This window comes from Streptomyces sp. NPDC088194 (assembly GCF_040702025.1).
Lineage (GTDB): Bacteria > Actinomycetota > Actinomycetes > Streptomycetales > Streptomycetaceae > Actinacidiphila.
On sequence record NZ_JBFBIV010000019.1, the window covers coordinates 1 to 24,151 of the forward strand.

General features: G+C 73.5%; 20 protein-coding genes and 1 pseudogene. 14 read left to right on the forward strand and 7 right to left on the reverse strand.

The window, feature by feature from the left end:
• Positions 1 to 24: 24 nt before the first annotated feature.
• Both AB0399_RS12880 and AB0399_RS12885 read right to left on the reverse strand, forming a co-directional pair.
• On the reverse strand, positions 25 to 1,392 hold the full coding sequence (locus tag AB0399_RS12880; protein ID WP_366411281.1) for a kelch repeat-containing protein: 1,368 nt from the start codon (positions 1,390 to 1,392) through the stop codon (positions 25 to 27).
• Positions 1,359 to 3,695, reverse strand: a complete 2,337-nt coding sequence (locus AB0399_RS12885; protein WP_366411282.1) for a carboxypeptidase regulatory-like domain-containing protein — start codon at positions 3,693 to 3,695, stop codon at positions 1,359 to 1,361. The genes AB0399_RS12880 and AB0399_RS12885 overlap by 34 nt, the downstream gene beginning before the upstream one ends.
• Positions 3,696 to 4,241: 546 nt before the next feature.
• On the opposite strand from AB0399_RS12885, the gene AB0399_RS12890 reads away from it, so the two are divergent.
• Positions 4,242 to 5,348: a LuxR C-terminal-related transcriptional regulator gene (locus tag AB0399_RS12890; RefSeq protein ID WP_366411283.1), complete on the forward strand. Its 1,107-nt coding sequence runs from the start codon at positions 4,242 to 4,244 to the stop codon at positions 5,346 to 5,348.
• On the forward strand, positions 5,335 to 6,513 hold the full coding sequence (locus AB0399_RS12895; RefSeq protein ID WP_366411284.1) for a hypothetical protein: 1,179 nt from the start codon (positions 5,335 to 5,337) through the stop codon (positions 6,511 to 6,513). The genes AB0399_RS12890 and AB0399_RS12895 overlap by 14 nt, the downstream gene beginning before the upstream one ends.
• 44 nt (positions 6,514 to 6,557) lie before the next feature.
• On the opposite strand, the gene AB0399_RS12900 is transcribed toward AB0399_RS12895, so the two are convergent.
• Both AB0399_RS12900 and AB0399_RS12905 read right to left on the reverse strand, forming a co-directional pair.
• The gene (locus AB0399_RS12900; protein ID WP_366411285.1) at positions 6,558 to 8,084 is read right to left on the reverse strand and encodes a sulfatase-like hydrolase/transferase; all 1,527 of its coding nucleotides are present in this window, start codon (positions 8,082 to 8,084) and stop codon (positions 6,558 to 6,560) included.
• Complete coding sequence (locus AB0399_RS12905) at positions 8,084 to 9,259, reverse strand: ROK family transcriptional regulator (protein ID WP_366411286.1); 1,176 nt, start codon at positions 9,257 to 9,259, stop codon at positions 8,084 to 8,086. The genes AB0399_RS12900 and AB0399_RS12905 overlap by 1 nt, the downstream gene beginning before the upstream one ends.
• A 192-nt stretch (positions 9,260 to 9,451) precedes the next feature.
• On the opposite strand from AB0399_RS12905, the gene AB0399_RS12910 reads away from it, so the two are divergent.
• The 3 genes from AB0399_RS12910 (at position 9,452) to AB0399_RS12920 (ending at position 14,620) form a co-directional block, all read left to right on the forward strand.
• Positions 9,452 to 10,945, forward strand: coding sequence for a sugar porter family MFS transporter (locus tag AB0399_RS12910; protein WP_366411287.1), 1,494 nt, complete (start codon positions 9,452 to 9,454; stop codon positions 10,943 to 10,945).
• Between the two features lie 95 nt (positions 10,946 to 11,040).
• On the forward strand, positions 11,041 to 13,302 hold the full coding sequence (locus AB0399_RS12915; RefSeq protein WP_366411288.1) for a DUF4838 domain-containing protein: 2,262 nt from the start codon (positions 11,041 to 11,043) through the stop codon (positions 13,300 to 13,302).
• A 439-nt stretch (positions 13,303 to 13,741) separates the two neighbouring features.
• Positions 13,742 to 14,620, forward strand: a complete 879-nt coding sequence (locus AB0399_RS12920; protein ID WP_366411289.1) for a formylglycine-generating enzyme family protein — start codon at positions 13,742 to 13,744, stop codon at positions 14,618 to 14,620.
• Positions 14,621 to 14,699: 79 nt separating this feature from the next.
• On the opposite strand, the gene AB0399_RS12925 is transcribed toward AB0399_RS12920, so the two are convergent.
• On the reverse strand, positions 14,700 to 15,329 hold the full coding sequence (locus tag AB0399_RS12925; protein WP_329372701.1) for a TetR/AcrR family transcriptional regulator: 630 nt from the start codon (positions 15,327 to 15,329) through the stop codon (positions 14,700 to 14,702).
• A gap of 99 nt (positions 15,330 to 15,428) precedes the next feature.
• Here AB0399_RS12925 and AB0399_RS12930 point away from each other — a divergent pair, with 99 nt between their 5' ends.
• From AB0399_RS12930 to AB0399_RS12945, 4 genes and pseudogenes are all read left to right on the forward strand, one after another.
• Positions 15,429 to 16,091 carry a CatB-related O-acetyltransferase gene (locus AB0399_RS12930; protein WP_366411290.1) on the forward strand — a complete coding sequence of 221 codons (663 nt, stop codon included), beginning with the start codon at positions 15,429 to 15,431 and terminating at the stop codon, positions 16,089 to 16,091.
• 84 nt (positions 16,092 to 16,175) lie between these two features.
• Positions 16,176 to 17,387, forward strand: coding sequence for a macrolide family glycosyltransferase (locus tag AB0399_RS12935; protein ID WP_366411291.1), 1,212 nt, complete (start codon positions 16,176 to 16,178; stop codon positions 17,385 to 17,387).
• A 144-nt stretch (positions 17,388 to 17,531) separates the two neighbouring features.
• Positions 17,532 to 17,837 (forward strand): hypothetical protein, encoded by a 306-nt coding sequence (locus AB0399_RS12940; protein ID WP_366411362.1) that lies wholly within the window; start codon positions 17,532 to 17,534, stop codon positions 17,835 to 17,837.
• Positions 17,750 to 17,947: pseudogene (locus AB0399_RS12945) on the forward strand (hypothetical protein); the annotation flags it as partial. The gene AB0399_RS12940 and the pseudogene AB0399_RS12945, both read left to right, overlap by 88 nt.
• A 23-nt stretch (positions 17,948 to 17,970) precedes the next feature.
• Here the strand turns inward: AB0399_RS12945 and AB0399_RS12950 are convergent.
• Positions 17,971 to 18,549, reverse strand: coding sequence for a TetR family transcriptional regulator (locus AB0399_RS12950; RefSeq protein WP_366411292.1), 579 nt, complete (start codon positions 18,547 to 18,549; stop codon positions 17,971 to 17,973).
• An 80-nt stretch (positions 18,550 to 18,629) separates the two neighbouring features.
• On the opposite strand from AB0399_RS12950, the gene AB0399_RS12955 reads away from it, so the two are divergent.
• The 3 genes from AB0399_RS12955 to AB0399_RS12965 all read left to right on the forward strand — a co-directional run bounded on the left by AB0399_RS12955 (position 18,630) and on the right by AB0399_RS12965 (position 20,163).
• On the forward strand, positions 18,630 to 19,403 hold the full coding sequence (locus AB0399_RS12955; RefSeq protein WP_366411293.1) for an oxidoreductase: 774 nt from the start codon (positions 18,630 to 18,632) through the stop codon (positions 19,401 to 19,403).
• Positions 19,404 to 19,436: 33 nt separating this feature from the next.
• Positions 19,437 to 19,805 (forward strand): VOC family protein, encoded by a 369-nt coding sequence (locus tag AB0399_RS12960; RefSeq protein WP_366411294.1) that lies wholly within the window; start codon positions 19,437 to 19,439, stop codon positions 19,803 to 19,805.
• A gap of 148 nt (positions 19,806 to 19,953) precedes the next feature.
• Positions 19,954 to 20,163 carry a hypothetical protein gene (locus tag AB0399_RS12965; RefSeq protein WP_366411295.1) on the forward strand — a complete coding sequence of 70 codons (210 nt, stop codon included), beginning with the start codon at positions 19,954 to 19,956 and terminating at the stop codon, positions 20,161 to 20,163.
• Here AB0399_RS12965 and AB0399_RS12970 read toward each other — a convergent pair.
• Positions 20,154 to 20,342, reverse strand: a complete 189-nt coding sequence (locus AB0399_RS12970; RefSeq protein WP_366411296.1) for a hypothetical protein — start codon at positions 20,340 to 20,342, stop codon at positions 20,154 to 20,156. The two genes, AB0399_RS12965 and AB0399_RS12970, sit on opposite strands and share 10 nt — an antisense overlap.
• A 490-nt stretch (positions 20,343 to 20,832) precedes the next feature.
• Here AB0399_RS12970 and AB0399_RS12975 point away from each other — a divergent pair, with 490 nt between their 5' ends.
• Together AB0399_RS12975 and AB0399_RS12980 are read left to right on the forward strand one after the other, a co-directional pair.
• Entirely contained in the window at positions 20,833 to 22,863 is a 2,031-nt protein-coding gene (locus tag AB0399_RS12975) for a PQQ-binding-like beta-propeller repeat protein (RefSeq protein WP_366411297.1), read from the forward strand.
• Between the two features lie 452 nt (positions 22,864 to 23,315).
• Positions 23,316 to 24,149, forward strand: a complete 834-nt coding sequence (locus AB0399_RS12980; RefSeq protein ID WP_366411298.1) for a PIG-L family deacetylase — start codon at positions 23,316 to 23,318, stop codon at positions 24,147 to 24,149.
• The last annotated feature ends 2 nt before the right edge of the window (positions 24,150 to 24,151 follow it).

Below are 24,151 nucleotides of genomic sequence, written 5' to 3' on the forward strand. Positions count from 1 at the left end.
GGCCCGTTCCGGGCGGGGAGGTCCTCAGCCGCCCGTCGGGTGGCCGGCGGGCCGGGCCGCGACCGTCAGCGTGACGGGCAGCGGCGCGATCGCGTGCAGCGCGTCGCTCTCGAATCCGAGCGACCCGGCCACGGTCCCGGGGCGGTCGCCGCTCAGCCGTACGGTCACGGTGACCGAGCGCCCGGCCGGGACGGTGACGGTGCCGCGGCTCAGCGAGAGCCACGGCAGGTGGACGGGTCCGGCCTGGTCGTAGCCGGTGAGCCGGTAGGCGCCGGTCAGGGAATCGTCCGCGGTGACCCCGCCGACCGAGTAGAGCCCGGTCGCCCCGGCACCGTAGTACTGCGGCCCCGGCAGGTCCGGCAGCTGGGCCCACCAGTCGGCGGCCGGGTCGTAGGCGAAGGCCCGGGCACTGGCGGCCTGGCCGTCCTCGACGATGCCGCCCGCGACGACCAGTTCGCCGTTCGCCGTGGCGGCCGTCGCGCACTGCGCGTCGACGGGCAGCGCGGCGATACGGTGCCAGCGGTTCGCGGCGGTGTCGTACCCGAAGGCGTCCGTGGTGGCGCCACCCGCGGTGACGCCGCCCGCGCAGTACAGCTGCCCGCCGGTCGCGCCGCACTGCGTGTTCATGATGTTCTCGGGGTAGTCGGCCGCCTTGCTCCACGTGTCGGTCGCGGGGTCGTAGACCGCGACGACGGCGGTGGCGTCGGCGCCGGTGGTGAGCCCGCCCACCTCGTAGATCCTGCCGTCGAGCACGGCGGTGGCACCGGCGATCGTGTACGGGTCGGGCGCGGCCTCGGTCCAGCTGTCGGTGGCCGGGTCGTAGACCTGGGTCGCGGGCTGCACCGTGAGCAGGGGTCCGACACCGCCGGTGACGTAGAGCTTCCCGCCGACGAATCCGGACCCGGCCGCGGCGACGGCGTGGGGTGCGTCGGCCTTCCGCTGCCACGCGCCGCTGCTCGGGTCGTAGGCGTAGAAGGTGTTGGTGACGTCCTCGGTCCCGGCGCCCAGGCCGGCGTAGACGACGCCCTGGTCGGTACCGGCGACGCCCTGCACGGACGGGGTCGGCAGATCGGGCAGGCCGGTCCAGGCCGGCGCCGGGGCACCGGTCCGCGCGGCGGCCGGGGCCGTGGAGGTCCCGTGCGGGGCGGCGGTCCTCGTGCTGCCGATGCCGTGCCCGGCCCGGGCGGCCGCGGCCAGAACCGAGGCCAGCGGCCGGGCGGTGCCCTGCTTCAGCGGCACCGCCTGCTTGGTGGCGGGGACCCCGGACGGCGCGGACGGCGTGCCAGCCGATGCGGCGCCGTCCGATGCGAACTGGTCGATGCGGACGGTCGCGGGGCCGTCCCCGGAGTTGGTGAGGGTCAGCTTCCTGGTCGCCGAGCCGTGCGGGCGCACGGTCGCGCGGCCAGCTTCACCGAGGCGCGCGCCTGGTCGTAGTAGACGAGCGAGCCGGTGACGGTGCGGTGACCGGTGGCAGGGGAGAACAGCCAGTAGAAGGCGTCGGAGCCGCCGCCGGGTCCCGACCCCGCGGCCGAGGTCGCGCCCGCGGTGGTGCCCGCCACGGCGACGGACACGCCGTCGAGCGGACGGCCGGTCCGCGCGCTGGTCACGTCGCCGGCCACGAGGGTGCCCTTGTCGAGGTGCAGCCACGCCTGCGCGAGGGAGACGTCGGCGATGTCCCACCAGCCCACGGCGGAGTTGGTGTAGTGGAAGCGCAGCCGGACGGACCGGTCGTTCCCGGCGGCCGGTACCACGGCGTGCTGCGCGCCGGACTCCCTTCCGTCGCCGGTCCAGACGGTCTGCCAGGTCGCCCCGCTGTCCGCGGTGGAGTCGATGCTCGCCAGACCGCCGGCCTGCACGGTGCGGAAGGCCAGCAGCAGGGACTTGCCCGCCGGCAGCGCCGTCGCGGGGGTCAGCAGGGTGGAGTCGGTGTCGCCGCCGGACATCGCGGACGCGAAGCCGAGCGTGGGGTCGGCCGTCCAACTGGACGGGTCGGGGGCGTGGAAGGTCCAGGGATCGCCCTTCGCGCTGGTGGTGCTCCAGCCCGCCGGGAGAGTGCCGGTGGCGAACTTCTCGGTGGCGGACGTGGCCGTCTTCTGGGTGTAGCCGGGGGCCGAGCCGTCGGACGCGAGCAGTTGCGCGTCGAGCCCGATGTCGTGCGCGACGTTCCCGGAGCCGACCTTCACCTGCACGTCGCGGTGGGTGTAGCCGGGGATCGCGGAGGTCACGTGCAGGGTGTAGCTGCCGTTCGCCGGGACGTCCACGGAGTAGGCGCCGGTGTAGAAGTCGCTGCTGAAGGGCGCCGTCTCGGAGCCGTCGTCCAGGGCGAGGGTCGCGCCCAGCGGCCAGCCGTGGCCCGAGGCGTCGGTGACCTTGCCGCTGAGCGTGACCATCGCCCGGCGGGCCAGCACGAAGTCCCCGGCCGTGGTCGTGCCGGTGGTGACGGTGGCGGCGTGCGCGACGGAGGTCCAGCCGAACTCGGCCGCGGTGACGGTGTAGTCGCCGACCGGCAGCGGGAGGCTGTACGTGCCGTCGCCGCGGGTCGTGGTGCGGCCGGACCCCGCCCCCGTCGCGGTCACCCGCACTCCGCCGACGGGCGCGCCCGCCTCGTCGGTGACCTTGCCGGCGACCGTACCGAAGTCGGTCGCCGCGAAGGCGGTGGTGCCGTCGGGGGTGCCGAGCCCGGTCGGGCCGTCGTAACCCGGGCCCGCCGTGCACAGGTAGGCCGTGGTGCAGGTGCCGTTGGAGCCGGAGGTGACGTCGTTGAGCGCACCGGGCCGCGCGTACGGGAAGGTGTTCGGGTGGCCGTGGTCGGCTATCGGCCCGGCCAGCGCGTAGACGGATGCGATGACGGGGGCCGCGACGCTCGTGCCGCCGTACTGCGCCCAGCCGTCGCCGCTGCTGCCGTAGGTGTCGTAGACGGCCACGCCGGTGTGCGGGTCGGCGACGGCGGAGACGTCCGCGACGGACCGGTTCCCGCAGCCGGTGTCGGTCTGGAAGGACGGCTTGGGCACGTAGGCGGAGCAGCCGGAGCCCGCGCCCGACCACGCCGTCTCGGTCCAGCCCCTCGCGGTACCGGCGTCCCTGGTCAGCGCGGTGCCGCCGACGGCGGTGACCTCAGGGGCCGCCGCCGGGAACTGGACGCCGTATCCGTCGTCACCGGAGCTGGCGACGACGGCCACGCCCGGGTGGTCGTAGTGGGCGTCGGCGAACGCGGCCTCGGTCCCGTCCTCCGAGCCGCCGTAGCTGTTGGAGATGTACGTGGCGCCGAGCGCGGCTGCCTCGTCCACGGCCGCGGCGAGGTCCGCGAGGGAGGCCGAGTCGGCCTCGACCAGGAGGATGTCCGCCTCCGGGGCGACGGCCGACACCATGTCCAGGTCGAGCGAGGTCTCGGTCGCCCAGCCCGCGTCGGGGGTCGGGTAGCCGTTCTGCGAGCCGCGCTGGTCGACCTTGGTGAACTGGCCGGGCTGGAGCGCGGGCAGGCCGAACTGCGTGCGGTAGACGGCCAGGTCGGCCGCCGCGGTCGGGGCGTCGTAGGCGTCCACGATGGCGATGGTCGCGCCCCGGCCGCCGTCCGCCGGGAGGTGGTACGCGCTGAGCAGGTCGCCGGGGCCGTAGCCGGAGGGCGCGACCGCCGCGGCCTTGACGCCGGTGCCCGCGGCGGTGCCGTCGACCCGCTTGGCGAAGCAGCGGGCCACGCCCTTCGCCTTGGGGGCCGCGCAGGACGACGTGACGGCGCCGGTGCGCTTGGGGGCGCGCGAGCCGGGGGCGGTGGACGTGTGGACGGTCGTGCCGGAGGGCTTGCCCGCGGGCTTGCCGGCCGGGGCTTGCGCCGCAGCGGCCGTTGCAGCCGGGGCCGTTGCCGGGGCTGTCGCCGGCGCCGCGGATTGCGGCGCGGGTCGCGGCGCGGCGGCCTCGGCCGTACCGAGAGGGCCCGCGGCGCCCACCGCGAGGGCGGCGGCGAGGAGGACGCCGAGGGCGCCCGCGGCTCGTCGTCGCCGGGTTCGTCCGGGCGGGGGGCCGCCCGCGCCGTGGGGGAGGGAGGGAATTCGCACCTTGCCACCAAAGTGGTCGGGGCGGCCGGGTACGCCGCCGGGTCGATTCGTGTGGGGTGGGAAACCGGGCAGTCGGGGTCAGGTCGCGGCAGCGATGCTTCTCGCCGGAGATCACGCAGGTCAAGAGCGCTCTACGCCAGTGTCGTAAAGTGCTATGTCAGCGGCGGGAATTGCTGTCACACTCGGCGGATGCTCAACGTCCTCGGTCTGACCGCCGCCGAACAGGCCCTCTACGAGCTGCTGTTGACCCGGCCCTCGGTCACCGAGGCCGAACTCGGGCCACCGCCGGAAGCCGCAGGAGCCGAGGGCGGGGCCGGGGCCGGGGCCGGAACCGGGGCCAGCGCCGGAGCAGGAACCGAGGCCGGAGCCGAGGCAGCCGCCGGTGCCGCGCCGGGCACCGCGGTGCGCGCCAGACTGCGCCGGCTGGAGCAACTCGGCCTGGTCGCCCGGCTTCCCGAGGACCCGCCGCGCTACGTCGTCGCCCCACCGGGCGACGCCCTGGACGAGGTGCTCTTCGCGCGGGACCGCGAACTGGCCGCCGCCCGGAGCCGGGTGGCCGAACTCACCGCGCGCGCCGCCCGTCCGCCGACCGTCACCGACCCCCTCGACCTGGTCGAGATCGCCCACGGCCCCGAGGCGGTGACGCGGTGGCACGAGCGGCTCCAGCGCGGCGCCCGCAAGGAGATCAGGGCCTTCGACTCGCCGCCGTACATCAACGACCACCACGCCAACCCGCTGGAGTTGGAGCAACTGCGGCGCGGCATCCGCTACCGCGCGATCTACGACCGGCGCGCCCTCGGCCTTCCCGGCGGAGTCGCGTTTCTCGACGACTTCACCTCGGCGGGGGAGATCGCCCGGGTCGTCACCGACGTGCCCATCAAGCTCGTGCTGAGCGACGAGCCGCTGGCGATGCTGCCGCTGCGCGAGGCGGCCGCCCGCGGGGACTGGCTGATCGTGCACGGCTCCGTGCTCTACGACGGGCTGTCCGCGCTGTTCGAGACCTACTGGGAGCGTGCGCTCCCGCTCCGGTTCGCCACCGGCCCGGGCGACGGGCCGCAGGACGGCCCCTCCCCGCTCGACCGGGCCCTGCTGACCCTGCTCACGGCGGGCCACACCGAGGACGTCATCGCCGAACACCTCGGCTGGCACAAGCAGACCGTCCGCCGCCACCTGGCCGACCTGATGCGCCGCCTCGACGCCACCTCGCGCTTCCAGGCCGGCTACCAGGCGGTGCGCCGGGGCTGGCTGCGCCCGGACCACGAAGCCCCCGGGGGCGCCGCCGATGCCGGACACTGACGACCGCCGCGGGCTCGCCGCCCCCGAACGGGAGGGCGCCGCCGGGCAGTTGCGCGCCCTCGGCGTCGGGGCGGCCGAGGAAGCGGCGTACGAACTGCTGCTCGTCCACCCCGCCGCCGAACTGGCCGCCTTCTGGGACCGCCCCGAGGATCTGGGCGCGACGCTGGCGGCGCTCGAACGTCAGGGCCTGGCCGCGCGCGAACCGGGGCCCGTCCCGCGCTACCGGCCCGCGCCCCCGGCGATCGCGCTGGGCAGGCTCGTCGCGGAACGCGAGCAGCGGCTGCGCGAGGCCCGCGAGCACCTGGCCGAGTTGACCGACCGCTACCACCGGCGCCAGATCGCGGCGCCTGACCCGGAGGTGGTCGTCGAGGTCGTCACCGGCCGTGACGCCGTACTCCAGCGCACCGCCCAGGTCCAGTGGCGGGCCCGCGAGCAGATCCGCTGCCTGGACGACGCGCCGCGGGCCCGCGGCGCCCTCGCCGACGATCTGCGGCTGCTCGGGCTCGGCATCGACCTCCGGGCGATCTACGGCAGTTCGGCGATGGAACGGGCCGACGCGCTGAGCGAGGTCGAGCGACTGGCCGCCGCCGGGCAGCGCGTCCGGGTGCTGCCCGCCGTGCCGATGCGGCTGTACCTGGTGGACCGGGAGGTCGCCGTGGTGCCGCTGCACGGTGCCGCCCGCGCGGCCGGGCACCGCGACGACGCGGGTGCCGGGCTCGACGCCGTGGTCATCGTGCACCCCTCGATGCTGCTGGACGCCCTGTCCGGCCTCTTCGAGAGCCTGTGGGACCGAGCCCTGCCCCTGCCGCTCACCCTCGGCGAACCGGCGCAGGCGGCGCGGATGGCGCAGGCGGCGCAGATGTCGGGAGCCGCGGAGACAGCGGCGGCGGGGGCGGCGGGGGCGGCGACCACGGCGGCGGCCCCGGACACGGCGGCCTCCGAGGACGGCAGGCTGCTCTCGCTGCTGCTGGCCGGCCTCACCGACAAGGCGAGCGCCCGCCAACTCGGCGTGAGCCAGCGCACCGTCCAGCGCCGGGTCGCCGCCCTCCTCGATTCCCTCGGCGCCCGCACCCGCTTCCAGGCCGGCGCCCGGTTCGCCCTCCACGGCCTCGACCCGGGCACGCCCCCTCCCTCGGCACCGCCGGGGACCGCACCCGGGCCCTGACGCGGCGGGGCGTCACCTGGCCGGGTGGGCCTCGGCGTTCCGGCTCAGCCGCGCAGGGCGGCGCCGGTGTCGTCGGGTGCGGCGTCGACCGCGTCGTAGTCGCTCTTGGAGGTGTTCGCGAGCGGTACGTCGAAGCGGGTGGTGGCGGCCATCCACTTGGCGAAGACGGTGTCACCGCGGGCGGTGAGCGCCTCGTACAGGCGCAGGCTCAGGTCGCGGCGCACCTGGTCGTAGGCCGGCACCTCGTGCACGTTGGTCAGCTCGTGCGGGTCCCTGCGCAGGTCGTAGAGCTCGTTGACGGACTCGGGGTTGACCACCAGCTTGAAATCCGGGGTGCGCAACATGCGCTGCTGGTAGTGGAAGTGGTGGCCGTGGAACTCCGCCACCAGGTCGGTGCGCCAGTCCGCGGCCTCCTGACCGTGCACCAGCGGCAGCAGGCTGCTGCCGTCGACAGCGGCCGAGGGATCGAGGCCGGCCAGGTCGAGGATCGTGGCGGTGCAGTCGGTCAGGGTGGTGAAGTGGTCGTCGACCCGGCCGGCGGGGGCGCCGGGGACGCGGAGCAGTCCGGGGATGCGGTAGATGTCGTCGTACATCGCCGGGCCCTTGTCGTTGAGGCGGTGGGCGCCGGTGAACTCGCCGTGGTCGGCGGTGAAGAAGACCGCCGTGCGGTCGGTCTGGCCCAGCTCGTCGAGGACGTCCAGCACCCGGCCGATCTCGGCGTCGATCATCGAGACGTAACCCCAGTAGACCGCGATCAGTTTGCGCCACTCGTCGGGGGAGAAGCTGTCCGCCGACCAGTAGGTGCTGTACTGCTGCTGGACCGGCGGCTTGCCCTGGAAGTTCTCCGCGAACGAGTCCGGCAGCTCGACCACGGCGGGGTCGATCAGGTCGTAGTACTCGTCGGGGATGAGGTACGGCAGGTGGGGGCCGTAGAAGTGCAGGGAGAGGTGGAACGGGCGGCCGGTGGCGGCGTAGCCGCGCAGCATCTCGATGGCGCGGTCGGCGAGGAAGTGTTCGAAGGTCGCCTCCACCGGCTGGTCGAGACGGGCGGCGAGGAGGTGGCCGGGGCGGTCGCCCGGCAGGGTGCCGCGTATGCGGTCGCGGATGCTGACCGGGGGCAGGCCGCGTGCGGCGAGCCAGTCCTGGTACTCGCTGTTCAGCACCGGGTTGATGGCACCGGGCAGGTACGGCCCGTCGAACCCGAAGTCGGCGGGCCGGCGCGTCTCCCCGACGTGCCACTTGCCGACCTGCCCGACCTGGTAGCCCGCGCCGCGCAGGGCCTGCGAGAAGGTGAACTCGTCCTCGGCGAGGTCGGTGCGGTAGCCGATGTTCCACTCGTCGTTCGCCAGCAGGCGGTGCCGGAACGGCGACTTGCCGGTCAGCAGGCTGGCGCGGGCCGGGGTGCAGATGGCGGTGGGGGTGAAGGCGTGGGTGAAGCGGGTGCCGCCGGCGGCGAGACGGTCCAGGTTCGGGGTGCGCGCGTGGGGGTTCCCGTACGCGCTGATGGTGTCGATGCGGTGCTGATCCGTCATCAGGAAGAGGATGTTGCGGGCCTGTCGGGGCGTGTCCATCAGTGCTCCTGGGGTGGAATGCGGCCCCCGGCGTCGTCGCGGGGCGCGGTGCGGTAGGGGTGGTAGCCCTCGAGGATCGGCGAGTTGTGGTAGACGAGGGCGAGGGCGCCGGTGACGGCGGCGGTGTCGCCGGCCCGGGCGCGGCCCACCTGCACGCTCTCGCGCATGGCCGGCAGCAGGTGGGCGTCGAGGGCCGCGGTGAAGGCCCGCTCCGCCTCCGGCGGGGCGTACGCCAGCATCCCGCCGAGGACGACGCGGGAGATGTCCATGGTCGTCACGGCGGCGCCGACGGCGCGGCCGCAGAGTTCGGCGGCCCGGGTCAGCTCCTCGGCGAGCGCGGGGTCCGCGGCCAGTTCGGAGAAGGGCCGTCCGGCCCGCTTGACGCGGGCGCGGCGCAGCAGCACCGGCAGCGCGGTGTACGTCTCCAGGCAGCCCCGGGCGCCGCAGCGGCAGGCGGGCCCCTCCGGGTCGATCCGCACGTGGCCGACTTCGCCGGCCGCGCCGGTCGCGCCGCGGTAGAGGCGGCCGCCGATCACGATGCCCGCCCCGACGCCCTCGCCGAGGTGGAAGTAGAGCAGGGAGCCGGTGACGAGGTCGGTGCCCCAGCCGGTCTCGGCGAGCGCGGCCAGGCGCAGGTTGTTGTCGACGTGCACCGGCGCGTTGAACTCCGCGGTGAGGCGGTCGGCCGCCACCCGCCAGGCGGCGTCGGGGGCGGACTGCCCCACCGGTCCCGCGACACCCATGCCGATGCCGGTGAGGTGGGTCGGTTCGATGCCGTGCTCCTGGTAGAGGCGCCGCACCTCCTCGATGGCGATCCGCGCCCGGTCGAGCCAGTTGAGGGCCGCCCGGTGGCTGCGGACCGCGGTGCCGACGATCTGCTGCTGCGCGTCGGCGACGGCGACCGCGGTGGACGCGATCTGGAAGGCCACGCCGATGGAGCGGACGCTGCCCTGGGACAGGACGACGAGCCGGGTGGGGCGGCCGGGCCCGGCCCGGCGCTCCTCGGCCGCGGGCCGGTCCACGACCACCCCGTCGGCGAGGAGTTCGGCGACGATGCTGGAGACGGTGGCGCGCGACAGACCCGTGCGCGCGATGATCGCGGCCCGGCTGATCGGCCCGGAACGCAGCAGGGCGAGGACCTGCTCAGTGTTCAGGCGCCGCACAGATCCCTTCATATTTTGTCAATCTCCTCGACACAATCCAGGGGGACGGAGCGGGTCTCACCGTACACAGATGCCTGGTGATCGCAAGTTCGCGACTCACCGTGAAATTAATTATGTCCAAGTTGTAGACAGAAAAAAACGGGTCCCGCACGCTGTTCCGCACGGCGAACCACCGAGCGCAGGGACAGGGGACAGGTCATGGTCATGGGCCGAATGGACACCGGGTCCGGGAGAGGCGCCGGGTCCGGCAACGCCAGAGGCAACGGCAGAGGCGGAGGCAGCGGCAGCGGCACCGGCCGCGGCACCGGGTCCGGGGGAGGCACCGCCCTTTCGGCGCCTCCGGCGCGGTCGGCGGTCCTCGCGGTCGGGCTGGCCGGCAGCGCCGTCGGGCTCATCTACGGATACGACACCGGCGCGCTCGCCGGAGCCCTGCTCTCCCTGAAGCGCGACTTCGGTCTGAGCACCCACATGCAGGAGACGGTCACGTCCGCGGTCGGGGCCGGCTCCGTCATCGGCGCGGTCCTGGCGAAGTCGGCCTGCGACCGGCTGGGCCGGCGCCGCACCATGTACGCGGTCTGCATCGGGTACGTGGTCTTCTCCGCGCTGTCCGGCCTCGCCCCCGACCTGGCCACCCTGCTCGTGGCCCGACTGCTGCTCGGCGTCGCCATCGGCGGTTCCGTGGTCGCGGCGCCCGTGTTCGTCGGCGAGTCCTCCCCCCTGCACCTGCGCGGCCGATTGCTGGTCTGCTACCAACTCGCCACCACCGTGGGCATCGCCGCGTCGTACTTCGCCGACCTCGGGCTGGCGAACGGCGGCCAGAACGACTGGCGGTGGATGCTGGGCATCTCGGCGCTGCCCGCCGCCGTCGTCACCATCCTGGTGGCCCGCCTGCCGGAGACCGGCCACTGGTACCTGATGCACGGCCGCGCCGAGGAGGCCGCGGTGTCCCTCGCGCGGACCCGCGGCGCCGAGGAGGTACCGGCGGAGTTGGAGCGGATACGCGCCTCGCTGGCGGCCGGCAAGCCCGGCACCGTACGCGAGTTGCTGCGCCCGCCCTACCGGCGCGCGGGCCTGTTCGTGGTCGGGCTCGGCTTCTTCGTCCAGGTCACCGGGATCGCCGCGATCGTCGCCTACAGCCCCCTCATCTACAAGAAGGTCGGCTTCACCAGCGACCACGCCGCGATCATGGTCACCGCGATGGTGCAACTCGCGGCGATGCTCGGCGAAGTGCTGGCACTGGTGCTGGTGGAGCGGGCCGGCCGCCGCCCCACCCTGCTGACCGGCATCACCTTGATGGCCGTGGCCAACGCGGTGCTGATCGCCGCCTTCGCCTGGGGGGTCGGCCGTGGCGCGACCGAGGTGATCGCGGTGACCGGCGTGGTCCTGTTCCGGATCGGCTACTCGGCCGGGTTCGGCGCCATGGTCTGGGTCTACGCCTCCGAGGCGCTGCCCGCGCGGCTGCGCTCCACCGGCGCCTCCCTGCTGCTCACCGTCGACCTGCTCACCAACCTCATCATCACGCTCACCTTCCTGTCCCTGCTCACCTCGCTCGGCGGCGTCACGGCCTTCGGGCTCTTCCTCGCGCTGTGCCTGGCAGCCGCCGTCTTCGCGCTGCGGTTCGCCCCCGAGACCCGAGGCCGGACCCTCGACGAGGTGGAGGGCTTCTGGAAGCGGGGCGGCCGCTGGCAGGCCGACTGAGGCGCGGTCCGCTGAAAATCCGTCCGTGCCGCCGCCACCTCGACGGGCACCCCACCCCACCCCGTCCCACCGTTCCGGAACCGAGGAGACCTCGCATGCACCGTCCGCAGCCGAGCCGCCGCAGTGTCGTCGGCATGTCCGCAGTCCTCGCCGCGAGCAGCACGCTCGCCGGGCAGCTTCTCAACGCGTCCGCGGCGTCGGCGAGTTCGCCCGGGCCGGCGGGTTCGGCAGGTCCGGCCGCGGCGGGCTGCCGGGTCGGGCGCGGCGGGCGCGCGCAGGGGCACGTCGTGTGGTGGGCGGCGTCCGACACCTCCCAGGCGGGTCCCCCGGCGTCTTCCCCGGTGGCCTTCGCGGCGGCCGAACTCGCGCGCTACCTCGGCCGCGTCATCGGGGGGAGCGTCCCGGTGGTCCGGCTCGCGAACCCCTCCGGCACGGCGCCGTACGGCCTCGCCTTCGTCCGCGGGCAGGTGCCCACCGCGGACGTCCTGGCGGCCGCCTCCCGTGACGCCGAGGCCCTGGGTTCCCAGCCCGAGGACAGCTGGACCGTCACCACCGGCACGGACTTCTCGGTGCTCACCGGAGCCGGCGAGCGGGCCTGCCTGTTCGCCGCGTACGGGCTGCTGCGCCAGGCCGGTGTCGAGTTCTTCGCCCCGACCTTCTCCTTCTACCAGGGCGCGGCCGAGTCGGTGCCCCGCTCGCCCGACCTCGTCCTCGGCTCCGGCACCACGCACCGGTCGCCGCAGTGGGCGCTGCGGCGCAAGTACGTGGAGGAGGGCTGGAGCATCAACACCGGCGCCCTCGTCGCGCTGGTCGACTGGATGGCGAAGCAGGGCCTGAACACCCTGGTCTTCCCCTACGACTACGGCGGCTTCGGCTCGACCCGCTACGACGACTTCCGCACCGCCCTCGCCCCCGAGATCGCCCGCCGGGGCCTGGAGCTGGAGGTGGGCGGGCACGGCTACCAGTCGTTCCTGCCGCAGTCGACGTACCCGCAGTACTACACGTCCGGCACCAACGTCTTCGACGTGCAGAACGGCGCGGCCGTCGACCAGTACGTGCACAACGTGCTCGACTACCTCACCACCCGCCCGGAGATCGGCATCTTCGACTGCTGGCCGCCGGACAGTGCCGTCTGGCCGAAGGCCGCGCTCACCGCGTACGGCACCGCCGGCAACGCCGAGACCGTGGTCGTCAACGCGGTCGTCGCCGCGCTGCGCGACGCGGCCCCCGGTGTGCGGGTGGAGCGGATCGCCTACGGCGCCGCCATCGACCCGCCCACCGGCGGCCACTCCTTCGACCCGGACGTCATCGTCGACTTCGCCCCCTACGGCCGCACCTACTCCGCCGCCCTCGACGACCCCTCCTCCACCACCAACGCGGGCTACCTCGCCCTGCTGCGGCAGTGGCGCGACGCCCACGAGGGGCCGCTCGCGGTGTACGACTACTCGCGCCGCTACCGCTGGCGGCAGCTGCCGGCCAACGTCCTGCCGGTGCTGGCCCGGGACGCCGCCGTGTACCGCTCGCTCGGCCTGAGCGGAATCGGCTGCTACGCCGAGCCCGCCGACTGGCTGTCCGCCGAGGCCGTCCACCTCTTCGCGGCACACAGCGCCTGGGACCCGGCGCTGGACGACGGGCAGTTCCTCGGCGCCTACCTCCCGGCCCGGTTCGGCGCGTCGGCCGCCGCCATGGCGGACTACTTCGCCCGGACGACCGCCGACCCGGATCAGCTCGGCTCCGCGGCACCGTCCTTCCGGGACAGCTACACCGCCGCGCGCGCCGACCTGGACAGCGCGCGCAGGGCCGTACCCGCGGGCAGCCCGCGGCGGTTCGTGCTGGACCGCCTGGACCAGGCCGCGGAGATCTCGCTGGCCGATGTCGCGATCTCCCTCGCCGCTTCCGGGACCGCCGCCGAGCGCACCGAGGCAGCCGACCGCTACGAGCAGCTGACCCTGCGGCACCGCTTCGACGGCGTCCAGTTGGACTGCTCCTACGTGGCGAGCCGGTACGGCGAGGACCGCGACCGGGTCGCGATCGCCCACGAGTACCGCGCGCCGGCCTGGGGCTATGCCGAGCCGTCCCGGCTGGCCCTGCCCGCGGGCGGCACCGCCGTACTCACCGTCCACGCGCAGGACGTGGACTACCGCGGGCACCGGGTCCAGTGGCGGCTGACCCTGCCGGAGGGCGTCACCGCCGACCGCACCTCGGGCGTGCTGGAGGCGCACGGCGAGCGACAGGGCGCCGTGGCGGTCAGGCTCGACGCCGGGCCGGTGCCGGCGACCGGGGACCGCTCGATCGTGGTGGCGTTCAGCAGCTCGGGCACCGAACTGACGAGTGTCACCTGCACGTTGACGACGTGACGACCTGACAGCGTACCGACGTGACGACCATGCGGCGCGGGGCCGGCGGAGTCCGGCCCGCGCCGCGGCCCACCAGGCCGCGCCCGACGGGGCGGCCCGCACCACAGGACCCCATGTGATTGACGCCGAGACACCCGCGTCCGCTCACGGCACCGGACCGGCCGGCGGCACCGGACCGGCCGGCGGCTCCGGGCAGGCCGCGGGCCCCCGACCCTGCTGCGCACCGCGGCGCACCGGCCCGCCGCCGGTACCGACGACCACGCCCGGACCGACGACCACGCTCGGACCGCCGACTCCGCTCGGACCGCCGACTCCGCTCGGACCGCCGACTCCGCTCGGACCGCCCGCGCGGCCTGAATCGCCCGCGCGGCCTGAACCGTCTGAACCGCCCGCGCCGGCGGAGCGGACCGCCGGCCCGCGGGCGGGCCTCCAGTCGCCGGTGCCGCTGCCCGGCGGCGAGTTCGCCATGGGGGACGCCTTCGACGAGGGGTACGCCGCCGACGGCGAGACCCCGGTGCACCGGGTGCGCCTGCGCCCCTTCGCCCTCGACCCGACCGCGGTCACCAACACCGAGTTCGCCGCCTTCGTGGCCGCCACCGGCCACGTGACGGACGCCGAACGCTACGGCCAGTCCGCGGTGTTCCACCTGGCCCTCGCGACGCCGGCCAAAGCGGTGCTCGGCCGCGTGCAGGCGGCCCCGTGGTGGGTGAGCGTGCGCGGCGCGGACTGGGCGCATCCCGGCGGACCGGACTCGGGTATCGAGGACCTGCTGGACCACCCCGTCGTCCACGTCTCCCACCGCGACGCCCTCGCCTACTGCCGCTGGGCGGGCAAGCGGCTGCCGACCGAGGCCGAATGGGAGTACGCGGCACGCGGCGGTCTCGCGGGCCGCCGGTTCGCGTGGGGCGACGAACTCACCCCGGGCGGCGAGCACCGGTGCAACATCTGGAACGGCGACTTCCCCACCGTCAACACCCGCGCCGACGGCTATCTGACCACCGCACCCGCCGCCGCCTTCCCGCCCAACGGCTTCGGGCTGCGGAACATGTCCGGCAACACCTGGGAGTGGTGCGCGGACTGGTTCTCGCCGTACTACTACCGCCGCTCGCCCGACGAGGACCCCCAGGGCCCGCGCTTCGGCCAGGGCCGCGTGATGCGAGGCGGCTCCTACCTGTGCCACGACTCGTACTGCCACCGCTACCGTGTCGCCGCCCGCTCCGCCAACACCCCCGACTCCACCGCGGCCAACCTCGGCTTCCGCTGCGCCGCGGATCTCGGCGCGGACCAGGGGCCACGGGAGGTCCAGGCCAACCCGTAGCCCCGGTTCCGCCACGGCGGGAGCGGTGCGGGGGGTTTCGGGAGGCGCGGACCAGCGGGGTCGGCTCGCCGCAGGGCTCCTATCGCACGCTCTCGTCCCGACCGACGCGGAAGGCCCCCGCGGCGGCCGCCAGCACCGCTGCCAGCGCGGCGCGTTCCGGGAGTCGCGGGTCGGGGTCGGCGCGCAGGAGGACCAGCTGGTGGTAGAGAGGCGCCGTCGCGGCGATCAACAGGCTGCGCGCGTCGATGTGTTGTGCGGGGAGTTCGCCGCGCGCGAGGGCGCGCTCGACCAGGATCTCGCACTGGTCGTACCGGTCCTTCCACAGCTGCGTCTGGGCCCGCGCGGCCTGTTCGGAGTGGAACGAGGCGGCCATCAGGGCGACAGCGAACGACGGCCGTACGAGCAGGGATTCCTGGATCTCCTGGTTGAGGGCCGTCAGGTCGCCGCGCAGCGAGCCGGTGTCCGGCGGCTGCCAGTCGATCTCGCCGGCGGCGGCGATGACGTCGACGAGCAGGCCGCCGACGTCGCGCCAGCGCCGGTAGACCGTGGCGCGGTGCACGCCGGCCCGCGCCGCGACCCCCTCCATCGTGAGTCCTTCGTGACCGCGTTCGGCGAGTTCGGCGCGCACCGCGTCGAGCACCTGGGCGCGGACGCGGGCGGTGCGACCGCCAGGACGGCGGTCCGACGTCGGGTCGAGTGGGTCTGTCATCGGCGACCAGTATCCGGTTGATCGGGGTGGCGGGGCTGTGCCAGCATCTTAACGCGACAGTTGTCGCTCTAAGCCCGCCCGAGAGGAACCGCCGCCACGATGCCGCCCGTGCCCGCCGACCCCGCCGACCCCACCGTGCTCCACCCGATGCCCGGGCACCCGCGGGTGGTCCTGCTCAAGCCACTGGTGACGTCGCCGCTGATCGAGGTCGGCGACTTCTCCTACTACGACGATCCGGACGACCCGACCGCGTTCGAGACGCGCAACGTCCTCTACCACTACGGCCCCGAGCGGCTGGTCATCGGCAGGTACTGCGCGCTGGGGACGGGCACCCGGTTCCTGATGAACGGCGCCAACCACCGGATGGACGGTCCTTCCACCTTCCCGTTCCCCACCATGGGGGGCTCCTGGGCGGAGCAGTTCGACCTGATCACCGACCTGCCCGGCCGGGGTGACACGGTCGTCGGCAACGACGTGTGGTTCGGCCACGGCGCCACGGTCATGCCCGGGGTGCGCATCGGCCACGGCGCGATCATCGCCGCGGGCGCCGTGGTCACTGCCGACGTCCCCGACTACGGCATCGCCGGCGGCAACCCCGCCCGGCTCATCCGCACCCGCTACGACGCCGCGGACATCGCCCGGCTCCTCGCGGTGGCGTGGTGGGACTGGCCCGTGCAGCACATCACCCGGCACGTGCGGACGATCATGTCGGGGACCGTCGCCGAGTTGGAGGAGGCCGCCGCGCAGCTCGACCAACCCTGACACCGCGTCCTCGGCGAACCCCCGTCGTCGCCGTGCCGCCCGTGCCGCCCGCAACCCTCCCGCGCCAGAATCGAGTGATCGCCCATGTCCCGTCGCCGCGCCCACATCGCGATGGTCGGCGTCCCCCTCGTCAGCCACGTCCTGCCCAGCCTCGCGCTCATCCGTGAGCTGGTGGCCCGCGGGCACCGGGTCAGCTACGCCAACGACCCGCTCGTGGCCGACCGGATCGAGTCCGCGGGCGCGGAACCGGTGCCCTGCACCTCCACGTTGCCCGTCGTGGACAACGACTGGCCGGCCGATCCCATCGCCGCGGCGAGCCTCTTCCTCGACGATGCCGTCCAGGCACTCCCGCAACTGCGCGCCGCCTACGACGCCGATCCGGCCGACCTCTACCTCTACGACATCGGCGCCTACGCCGCGCGCGCCCTCGCCGAAGCGCAGGACCGTCCCCTCGTGCAGCTGTCCCCGACGTTCGTCGGCTGGGACGGCTACCAGGAGGACGTCGGGGCGCAGTTGCGGAAGCTGCCGGGCGCCGACGCGTACCAGGACAGGTTCGCCCGGTGGCTCGCCGGCTGCGGTGCGACCACCACGGACGTGGACGCGTTCTGCGGTCCGCCCGGCCGGGCCCTCGCCCTGATCCCGCGAGCGATGCAGCCGCACGCCGATCGGGTCGACACCGACACGGTGACCTTCGTCGGCCCCTGCTTCGACACCCGAGCGGACCCGGACGGCTGGACCCGCCCGGCCGGTGCGGACCACGTGCTGCTGATCTCGCTCGGCTCGGCGTACACCCGCCGGCCCGCGTTCTACCGGCAGTGCGTCGCGGCCTTCGGCGACCTGCCCGGCTGGCACGTCGTCCTCCAGATCGGCAAGTACACCGACCCCGGGGAACTCGGCACCCTCCCGCCCAACATCGACGTGCACTCCTGGGTCCCGCAGCGGGCGGTGCTGGAACAGGCCGACGCGTTCCTCACCCACGCCGGCATGGGCGGCTGCGGCGAAGGGCTCCTCGCCGGCGTTCCCATGATCGCGGTGCCGCAGGGAGCCGAGCAGTTCATGAACGCCGACCGGCTCGTGGAACTCGGCGTCGCCCGCCGCGTGGACACCGACGACGCGACCCCCGAGACCCTTCGCGCGGCGCTGAACGACCTGGTCACGGATACGGAACGTGCCGACCGGTCCCGGCAGTTGCGGGCCGCCGCCCGGGGAGAGGGCGGTACCCCGCGCGCCGCCGACCTCATCGAGGACATGCTGCCCTCCGCCGTGGTCCCCGCGACGGGCCGCGGGCCGCGGTAGCCGGCCACGGGCACCCTTACGGTTGATGCCTTTCGGCTGTCGAGTGAAAGCCGCCTGTCGCGGCGAAAGGGGGCCGAGGTGCCGACCGAAGAGCGGCGCGAGGCGATTCTGCGGATGGTCGAACGCCGGGGGTCGGTCACGGTGATGGACCTCTCCGGGGAGATGGCGGTCTCGACCGTCACCGTGCGCCAGGACGTACGGGAGCCTCGCCGGAAACGGGCTGATCACCCGGGTACACGGCGGCGCCATGTCGCCGGCCGCGGCCCGGGCGCCCGCACCGAAGACCTCCGGCGGCCCGCGCCCCGCCGCCGCACCCGGGCAAGAACGTCGGACTGGTGGTCCCGCCGGGCGGCTACCACTACGCGGCCGTCGCCCAGCTGCGTGCCGAGGACCACGACATCCGCGTCGAAGATGGCGCCCGGCTCTCCCCGCTCAAGCACCGGAACCTGAACCTGCTCGGACGCTACAGCCTCTCCGCGAGCGTCCCGGTCGACGGCACCCTGCGGCCGCTGCGTGATGCGGACGTCCCGGACCCGGAGGAGGACGACGACGGGCAGGAGCAGCACGCCGCGCGCGCTTCGGTTCAGGTCGCGCGCGGGACGCCGTGGCGCAGGCCGTCGAGGAGGAGGTTGGTGATCTGGCGGGCTTCGTCGAGCCACCCGTCGCTCACGCGCATGGCGCAGATACCGCCCAGGGCTCGTAGCAGGGTGGGGCCGGTGACGTCGCCGCGGACGGTGCCGGCCGCGGCGCCGGCGTCGAGGAGGCGGGTGAGGGCGTCGCCCATATGGGTACGGGCGACGCCGAAGACCGGTGAGTCGCTCGCCATGATGCTCTCCAGCGCGACGGACATGCCTTTGCCCACGGCCGCGTGGTCGACCAGCAGGAGCAGGAAACGGCGCAGGGCCTCCGCCGGGGCGTGGTGCTCCAGCAGCTGCTCGGGTGCGGCGCACAGGTCGTCGACTTCCTTGCGGTAGACCTCCTCGATCAGTGCCTCGCGGGTCTCGAAGTGCCGGTAGAGCGTTCCGACGGCGACTCCGGCGCTGCGGGCGATCTCTTCCACGTGCGCGTCGGTGTCGCCGGCGAGGAACGCTTCGCGGGCGGCCGACAGCAGGGCTTCGCGGTTGCGGCGGGCGTCGGCGCGCAGCGGGCGTGGTGACGGCAAGGGACCTCCATAAGGTGAGTCCGGTTCCGTTTATGTGTATCGTTTCCGGAGTCAGGTTCATCTTACGGAAGGGCCATCCGATGCCGATCACCGATGAGGGGCTGGAGGGCCTACGGGTCCTGGTCACCGGCGGCAGCCGGGGCCTGGGTGCGGCGACCGTGCGCCGGTTCGTCGCCGCGGGCGCGACAGTGCTGACGGCCTCCCGCAGCCGGCCCGGAGAGAACAGCGGCGCCACCTTCATGCCGGCGGACCTCTCCACTCCGGAGGGGGTGGCCGACCTCGGCCGCCGCGTCATCGACCACGTGGGCGGCGTGGACGTCCTCGTGAACAACGCCGGCGCGGCGAGCCCCCCGGCACCGACTCTGAGCCGGTCGGACGAATCCTGGCACGCGGACCTGGGGATGAACCTCCTGAGCGCCGTGCGCCTGGACCGGGCCCTGGTGCCGGGCATGGTCGAGCGAGGCTCCGGCGTCGTCGTGCACATCTCCTCGATCGCCAGCCGGCTGCCCCAGCGCACGGAAGCCTCCTACGCCGCAGCGAAGGCCGCACTGAACGCCTACAGCCGAGAACTGGCCACCGAGGTCGGCGAACACGGAGTGCGCGTGGTCTGCGTTCTTCCCGGCTTCGTCGTCACCGACGGCGCCACCGCCCACCTGCGGCACATGGCCGAGCAGCAGGGCGTGACCGCGGACGAGATCACCCGCCGGATCGTGGACCACCTGAAAATCCCCATGGACCGCCCCGGAGACCCCGAGGACGTCGCCGAGATGATCGCCTTCCTCGCCTCCAGCCGCGCGAAATGGCTCACCGGAGCACAGTTCCGCGTCGACGGTGGCATCCTCCCCACCGTCTGAACACCAGCCGGCACCAAGAACAGGACCACCATCATGTCCCTCACCCTGACCTCTGTGATCATCGACGCGGCCGACATCGGGACGGAGGGTGCCTTCTGGCACCGCCTGCTCGGCGGATCGACCACCACCACGCCCACCCACCACTTCATCCAGGCACTCGGCCTGCCCGTGATCGTCGTCCAGTCCGCCCCCGGACACACCGCCCCGGGATGGCCGGACGGCGCCCCCCAGCAGATGCACCTCGACTTCGGCGTTGAAGACCTCGCGACCGCAGACCGCGCCGCCGTCGACGCCGGTGCCACGCGCCTGCGCCCCACAGAGGAGTCCAGCTCGGACGCCGGCACCGGCAGCCGTGTGTACGCCAGCCCCGCCGGACATCCCTTCTGCCTCCGCGCGGCCTGAGACTGCCATCGCTCATCGTGGGCGCCTGTCGTCAGACGATCGAATGACGACAAGCGCGGCGGGCATCCAATGAACCCGGTGATTCCGGGGCCTGACGGCGGCTCCGATCCAATGGGATCGATCCTATGAGGGCTGACGACAGGGTTGGATGACACCCGAGGTCCGACGCGGCGGCAGGCGCGGGAACAGCGTGGCCCATCTCGTCTACAAGCGGGTGTCGACCGACCAGCAGTCCACCGCCCGCCAGGACCTCGTCCTGGCCGAGGCCGGTATCGAGGACCCGATTGCCTTCGAAGAGGACCCGGGTACCTCCAGCCGCCTCCACCCGCTCCAGCGCCCGAAGTTCGGCTACGCGTAGCCGGGCGACACCGTGTCCAGCGAGACCTCCAGCGCGAGCTGACGTACGACGGACTGCGGGCCGCCGAGGCCAAGGGCAGCAAGGGCGGACGCCGCCCCGCCGTCGCGGTCGACGAGATCGGCACGGTCCGCACCTCGTACTTGGAGGGCCGCTCGATCGCTGCCCTCGCCCGCGACCACGGCGTCAGCCGCGGCGCGATCCGCACGGCCGTCGCCGACCTCTGAGCGGGCCGCGCTCGACCAGGGCGTGACCGTACGGCGGGGCCAGGGCTACACCCTGCCCGTCAGAGCCGTCCCCTCCACGCACCGACAGTTCCTCGCCCGCTGCCAGCCGCTCGACAGCGGTCACGGACTCCCCGCGATCCCGGCCCAGCGCAAGGCACCCCCCGAGTACGAGAACCGGGCCAGCACGCTCACACCCGGGCCGGGATCGCGGATGTCCTGCTGCGGCCGGTGCTGAACGTACGGGCCTCCAGCGGGCCCACGGTCGGCGACCGGTAGGCAGGAGCGGCAGGGCTGGGACTGGGGCTGGGGCACTGCAACTCCCGCGCGCTTTCGTTTCGTTCGCAACGCGTCGTTCATTCGAAGAGTGAAAGCAATACTCCTTGACGACGTTTCGTATGAAGCGAATGATGACGGATGCGAAAGCGCTTACCTAGGAGGAGCCCGCATGACCGAACCGTTCTCCACCACCCGCCGCCGCCTCTTGCAGTTCGGTGGCGCCGCCGGGCTGGCCGCCGCCGCCAACTCGCTCGCCGCTCCGGGCGCGGCCGCGGCGACCGCTTCGTCACGCGGCCCGCGCACGACCGTGACCGACCTGGGCCCGGCTGTCGTCCAGTACTCCCTCATGAGCGGACTGCTCGTCGGCGACACCGTCTACATCGGATCGCGCAACCTCGCCCCTGCCCGGGTGATCGGGTTCCACCTGCCGACCCGGAAGGTGGTCTCGGTCACCGATCTCGACGCGGCACCCGATCCCACCATCCAGGCGCTCGCGGCGGACCCGACCGGCCGGTACCTCTACATCGGCGTGCTGCTCAAGGGCGACCAGGGCAAGCCGAACCTCTTCCGGTGGGACCTGACGACGCCGGACAAGCCTGCGGTGGGCATCGGCAGGACGGGCGGGGACCGCGACATCCGCGCGCTGGCGGTCGCCCCCGACGGAACGGTGTACGCGGTGGGCGGCGTGACGGGAACGCCGCCCGCGCTGTGGGAGTACGACCCGGCCACCGGTGCGACCACCAGCCTGGGTGTCGCCAATCCGCTTGCCACCGAGGCCGAGGCCGTCGCGGCCACCGACACCGCCGTCTTCGTCGGCTCGGGCAGCGTCCTGGTCGGCGGGGGCGACGCGAGCAAGGCGGCGCTGTTCGCGTTCGACCGGACCAAGCGCACGTTCACCTCGGTGGTGCCCAAGGAGATGGAGCAGGACCCCAGCCTGCGGTGCCTCGGCGTCGTCGGCGGGAACCTGGTGGTCGGCACCTCGGGCGGGGCCGATCCGGCGAAGCTCGCGGTGATGGACCTGGCGGACCTCTCCTCTTACACGGTGGTGAGCGTCAACGGCACGACCGCCAAGTGCTTCACCGCCGACACGGACCGGATCTACTTCGCCACCGACACGGGAGTGTATTCCTACTCGTTGGCGGACAAGGCGGTCTCCGCGGTGGAGTTCGACGGACCGGATCTCGGAGAGATCTGGGGCGTGGACCACACCGACGGGAAGCTGGAGGTCGTCTCGGCCTACGGGTTCGTCGCCGAGATCGATCTGGCCGCCGGCACCTCGGTGATCACCGACCTGGGTACGGCAGGCGCTCCCGCGGACGCGGAGGCGGGCATGGGGATCGCGGCCGGCGGCGGATACGTCTACGTCGGCGGCACCGGCACCCTCGCCCGGCACGACCTGCGGAGCGGAGCCGTCGTCAATCTGCGGGCGCCCGGCGAGGTCAAGGACGCCGAGGTGATCGGCGGCCGGCTGTACACCGGCCAGTACGACGCCCTGGGCATCTGGGAGTACGACCCCCGCGCAGGCGGGCAACCGCACCAGATCGCGCAGTTCCCCAGCGTGCAGAACCGGCCGATGGACACCTCCTGGGACCCGGCCAACAAGTTGCTCCTGCTCGGCGTGCAGTCCGACACCGAGGGCGGCGGCGCCTTGTGGACGTACGCGCCGAGGACGGGGAAGTCGACCTCGTACGTCAACCCGATCGACAGCGTCCAGCTCGTCGCGGCGGTGGCGAACCGGGACGGCGTCGCCTACCTGGGCGGTGACAACGAGGCCGCCACGGGAGCGCGCGGCACCGTGGTGGCCGTCGATCCGGTCACCGGCCGCGAGCTGTGGCGCCTGGAGACGGGGCAGCAGAAGGGGGTGACGGCCCTCGCGGTGCAGGGCCGCCACCTCTACGGGCTGACCAGGGACGGCGTGCTGTTCGTCATCGACCTGCACACCCGGCAGTTGCTGCACACCGCGGACGTGAGCAGCGTCAGCCGCGGCTACGCGGCCCTGGTCACCAATCGCGGCACCGTCTACGGCGTCTCGATCACCACGCTCTTCCGCTTCCACCCGAAGACGTTCGCCGTCAGCACCGTCGTCCCCGGCATCAACGGCATCTGGTACAGCGAACCGCACGTCAACGCCCACGACGGCAAGCTCTACACGCTGCGTGGCCACAACCTCGTCGAGGTGGACGACCGCCCGCCGCGATGACCGGTGGGGACGCTCAGGGGAGCGGCCGCGCCGCCAGGCCCGACGCGATCCGGCGCAACTGCCGGGCCGCGCCGGGCAGGGCGGTGACGGCGGTACCGGCCGTCACCGCCGAGCGGGCGACGCCGCCAAGATGTTCGGCCCCGAGCGCGTGGTGGTCGCGTTCACCCCGGAGATGAACCTGCCGGAACTCGCGGCCCGCGTGGAGCGGGCCTTCCGCAGGCAGTACGAGCTTCCGGGCGGGCCCGAGCCTGCGTGCACCCGCGTGCCGCGCAGCCGTATCGGGAACAGCAGGTCCGGCCGTCGCCGTTGCACCGATCGACGGCCCGGCGCCGTACGCGCGGGGGATACGGTGATCACAAGGTCGTCCGCCCTCGCGCGGAACCGGGCTCCGAGGTGGCGGTACGCCTGCCGCGCACCGGGACCACGACACATTTCTGCAGAAGGACTGTTTGATGGCTGACCGGCCCCTGACGCTCATGGCAGTGCACGCCCACCCCGACGACGAGGCCACCGGAACCGGGGGAGTCCTCGCGCGGTACGCGGCGGAAGGCATCCGCACGGTCCTGGTGACCTGTACCGACGGCGGTTGCGGTGACGGACCGGGAGGTGTCAAGCCGGGCGACCCCGGCCACGATCCGGCGGCGGTCGCCTCGATGCGCCGCAAGGAACTCGAGGCGAGCTGCGACGTCCTGAAGGTCGGCGATCTGGAGATGCTCGACTACGCCGACTCCGGAATGATGGGCTGGTCGAGCAACGACGCCCCCGGGTCCTTCTGGCAGACCCCCGTGCAGGAAGGCGCGGCCCGGCTCGCGGACCTCATGCGGGAGTACCGCCCCGATGTGGTCGTCACCTATGACGAGAACGGCTTCTACGGCCACCCCGACCACATCCAGGCCCACCGCATCACCATGGCGGCGCTGGAGATGACCGACCTGACCCCGAAGGTGTACTGGACCACCATGCCCCGCACGATGTTCCAGCGGTTCGGCGAGGTCATGCGCGAGCTGGACGAGGACATGCCGGAGCCGGACCCCGCCGAGGCCGCCGCGGTGGCCGAGATCGGGCTCCCCGACGATCAGATCACCACATGGGTGGACACCACGGCGTTCAGCGGTCAGAAGTTCGACGCGCTGGCCGCGCACGCCAGCCAGGGCGAGAACATCTTCTTCCTCAAGATGGGCAAGGAGAGGTTCGGCGAGTTGATGGGCATGGAGACCTTCGTCCGGGTCCAGGACACCACCGGCGCGGCCACACCCGAGAACGACCTCTTCGCCGGCCTGCGCTGATC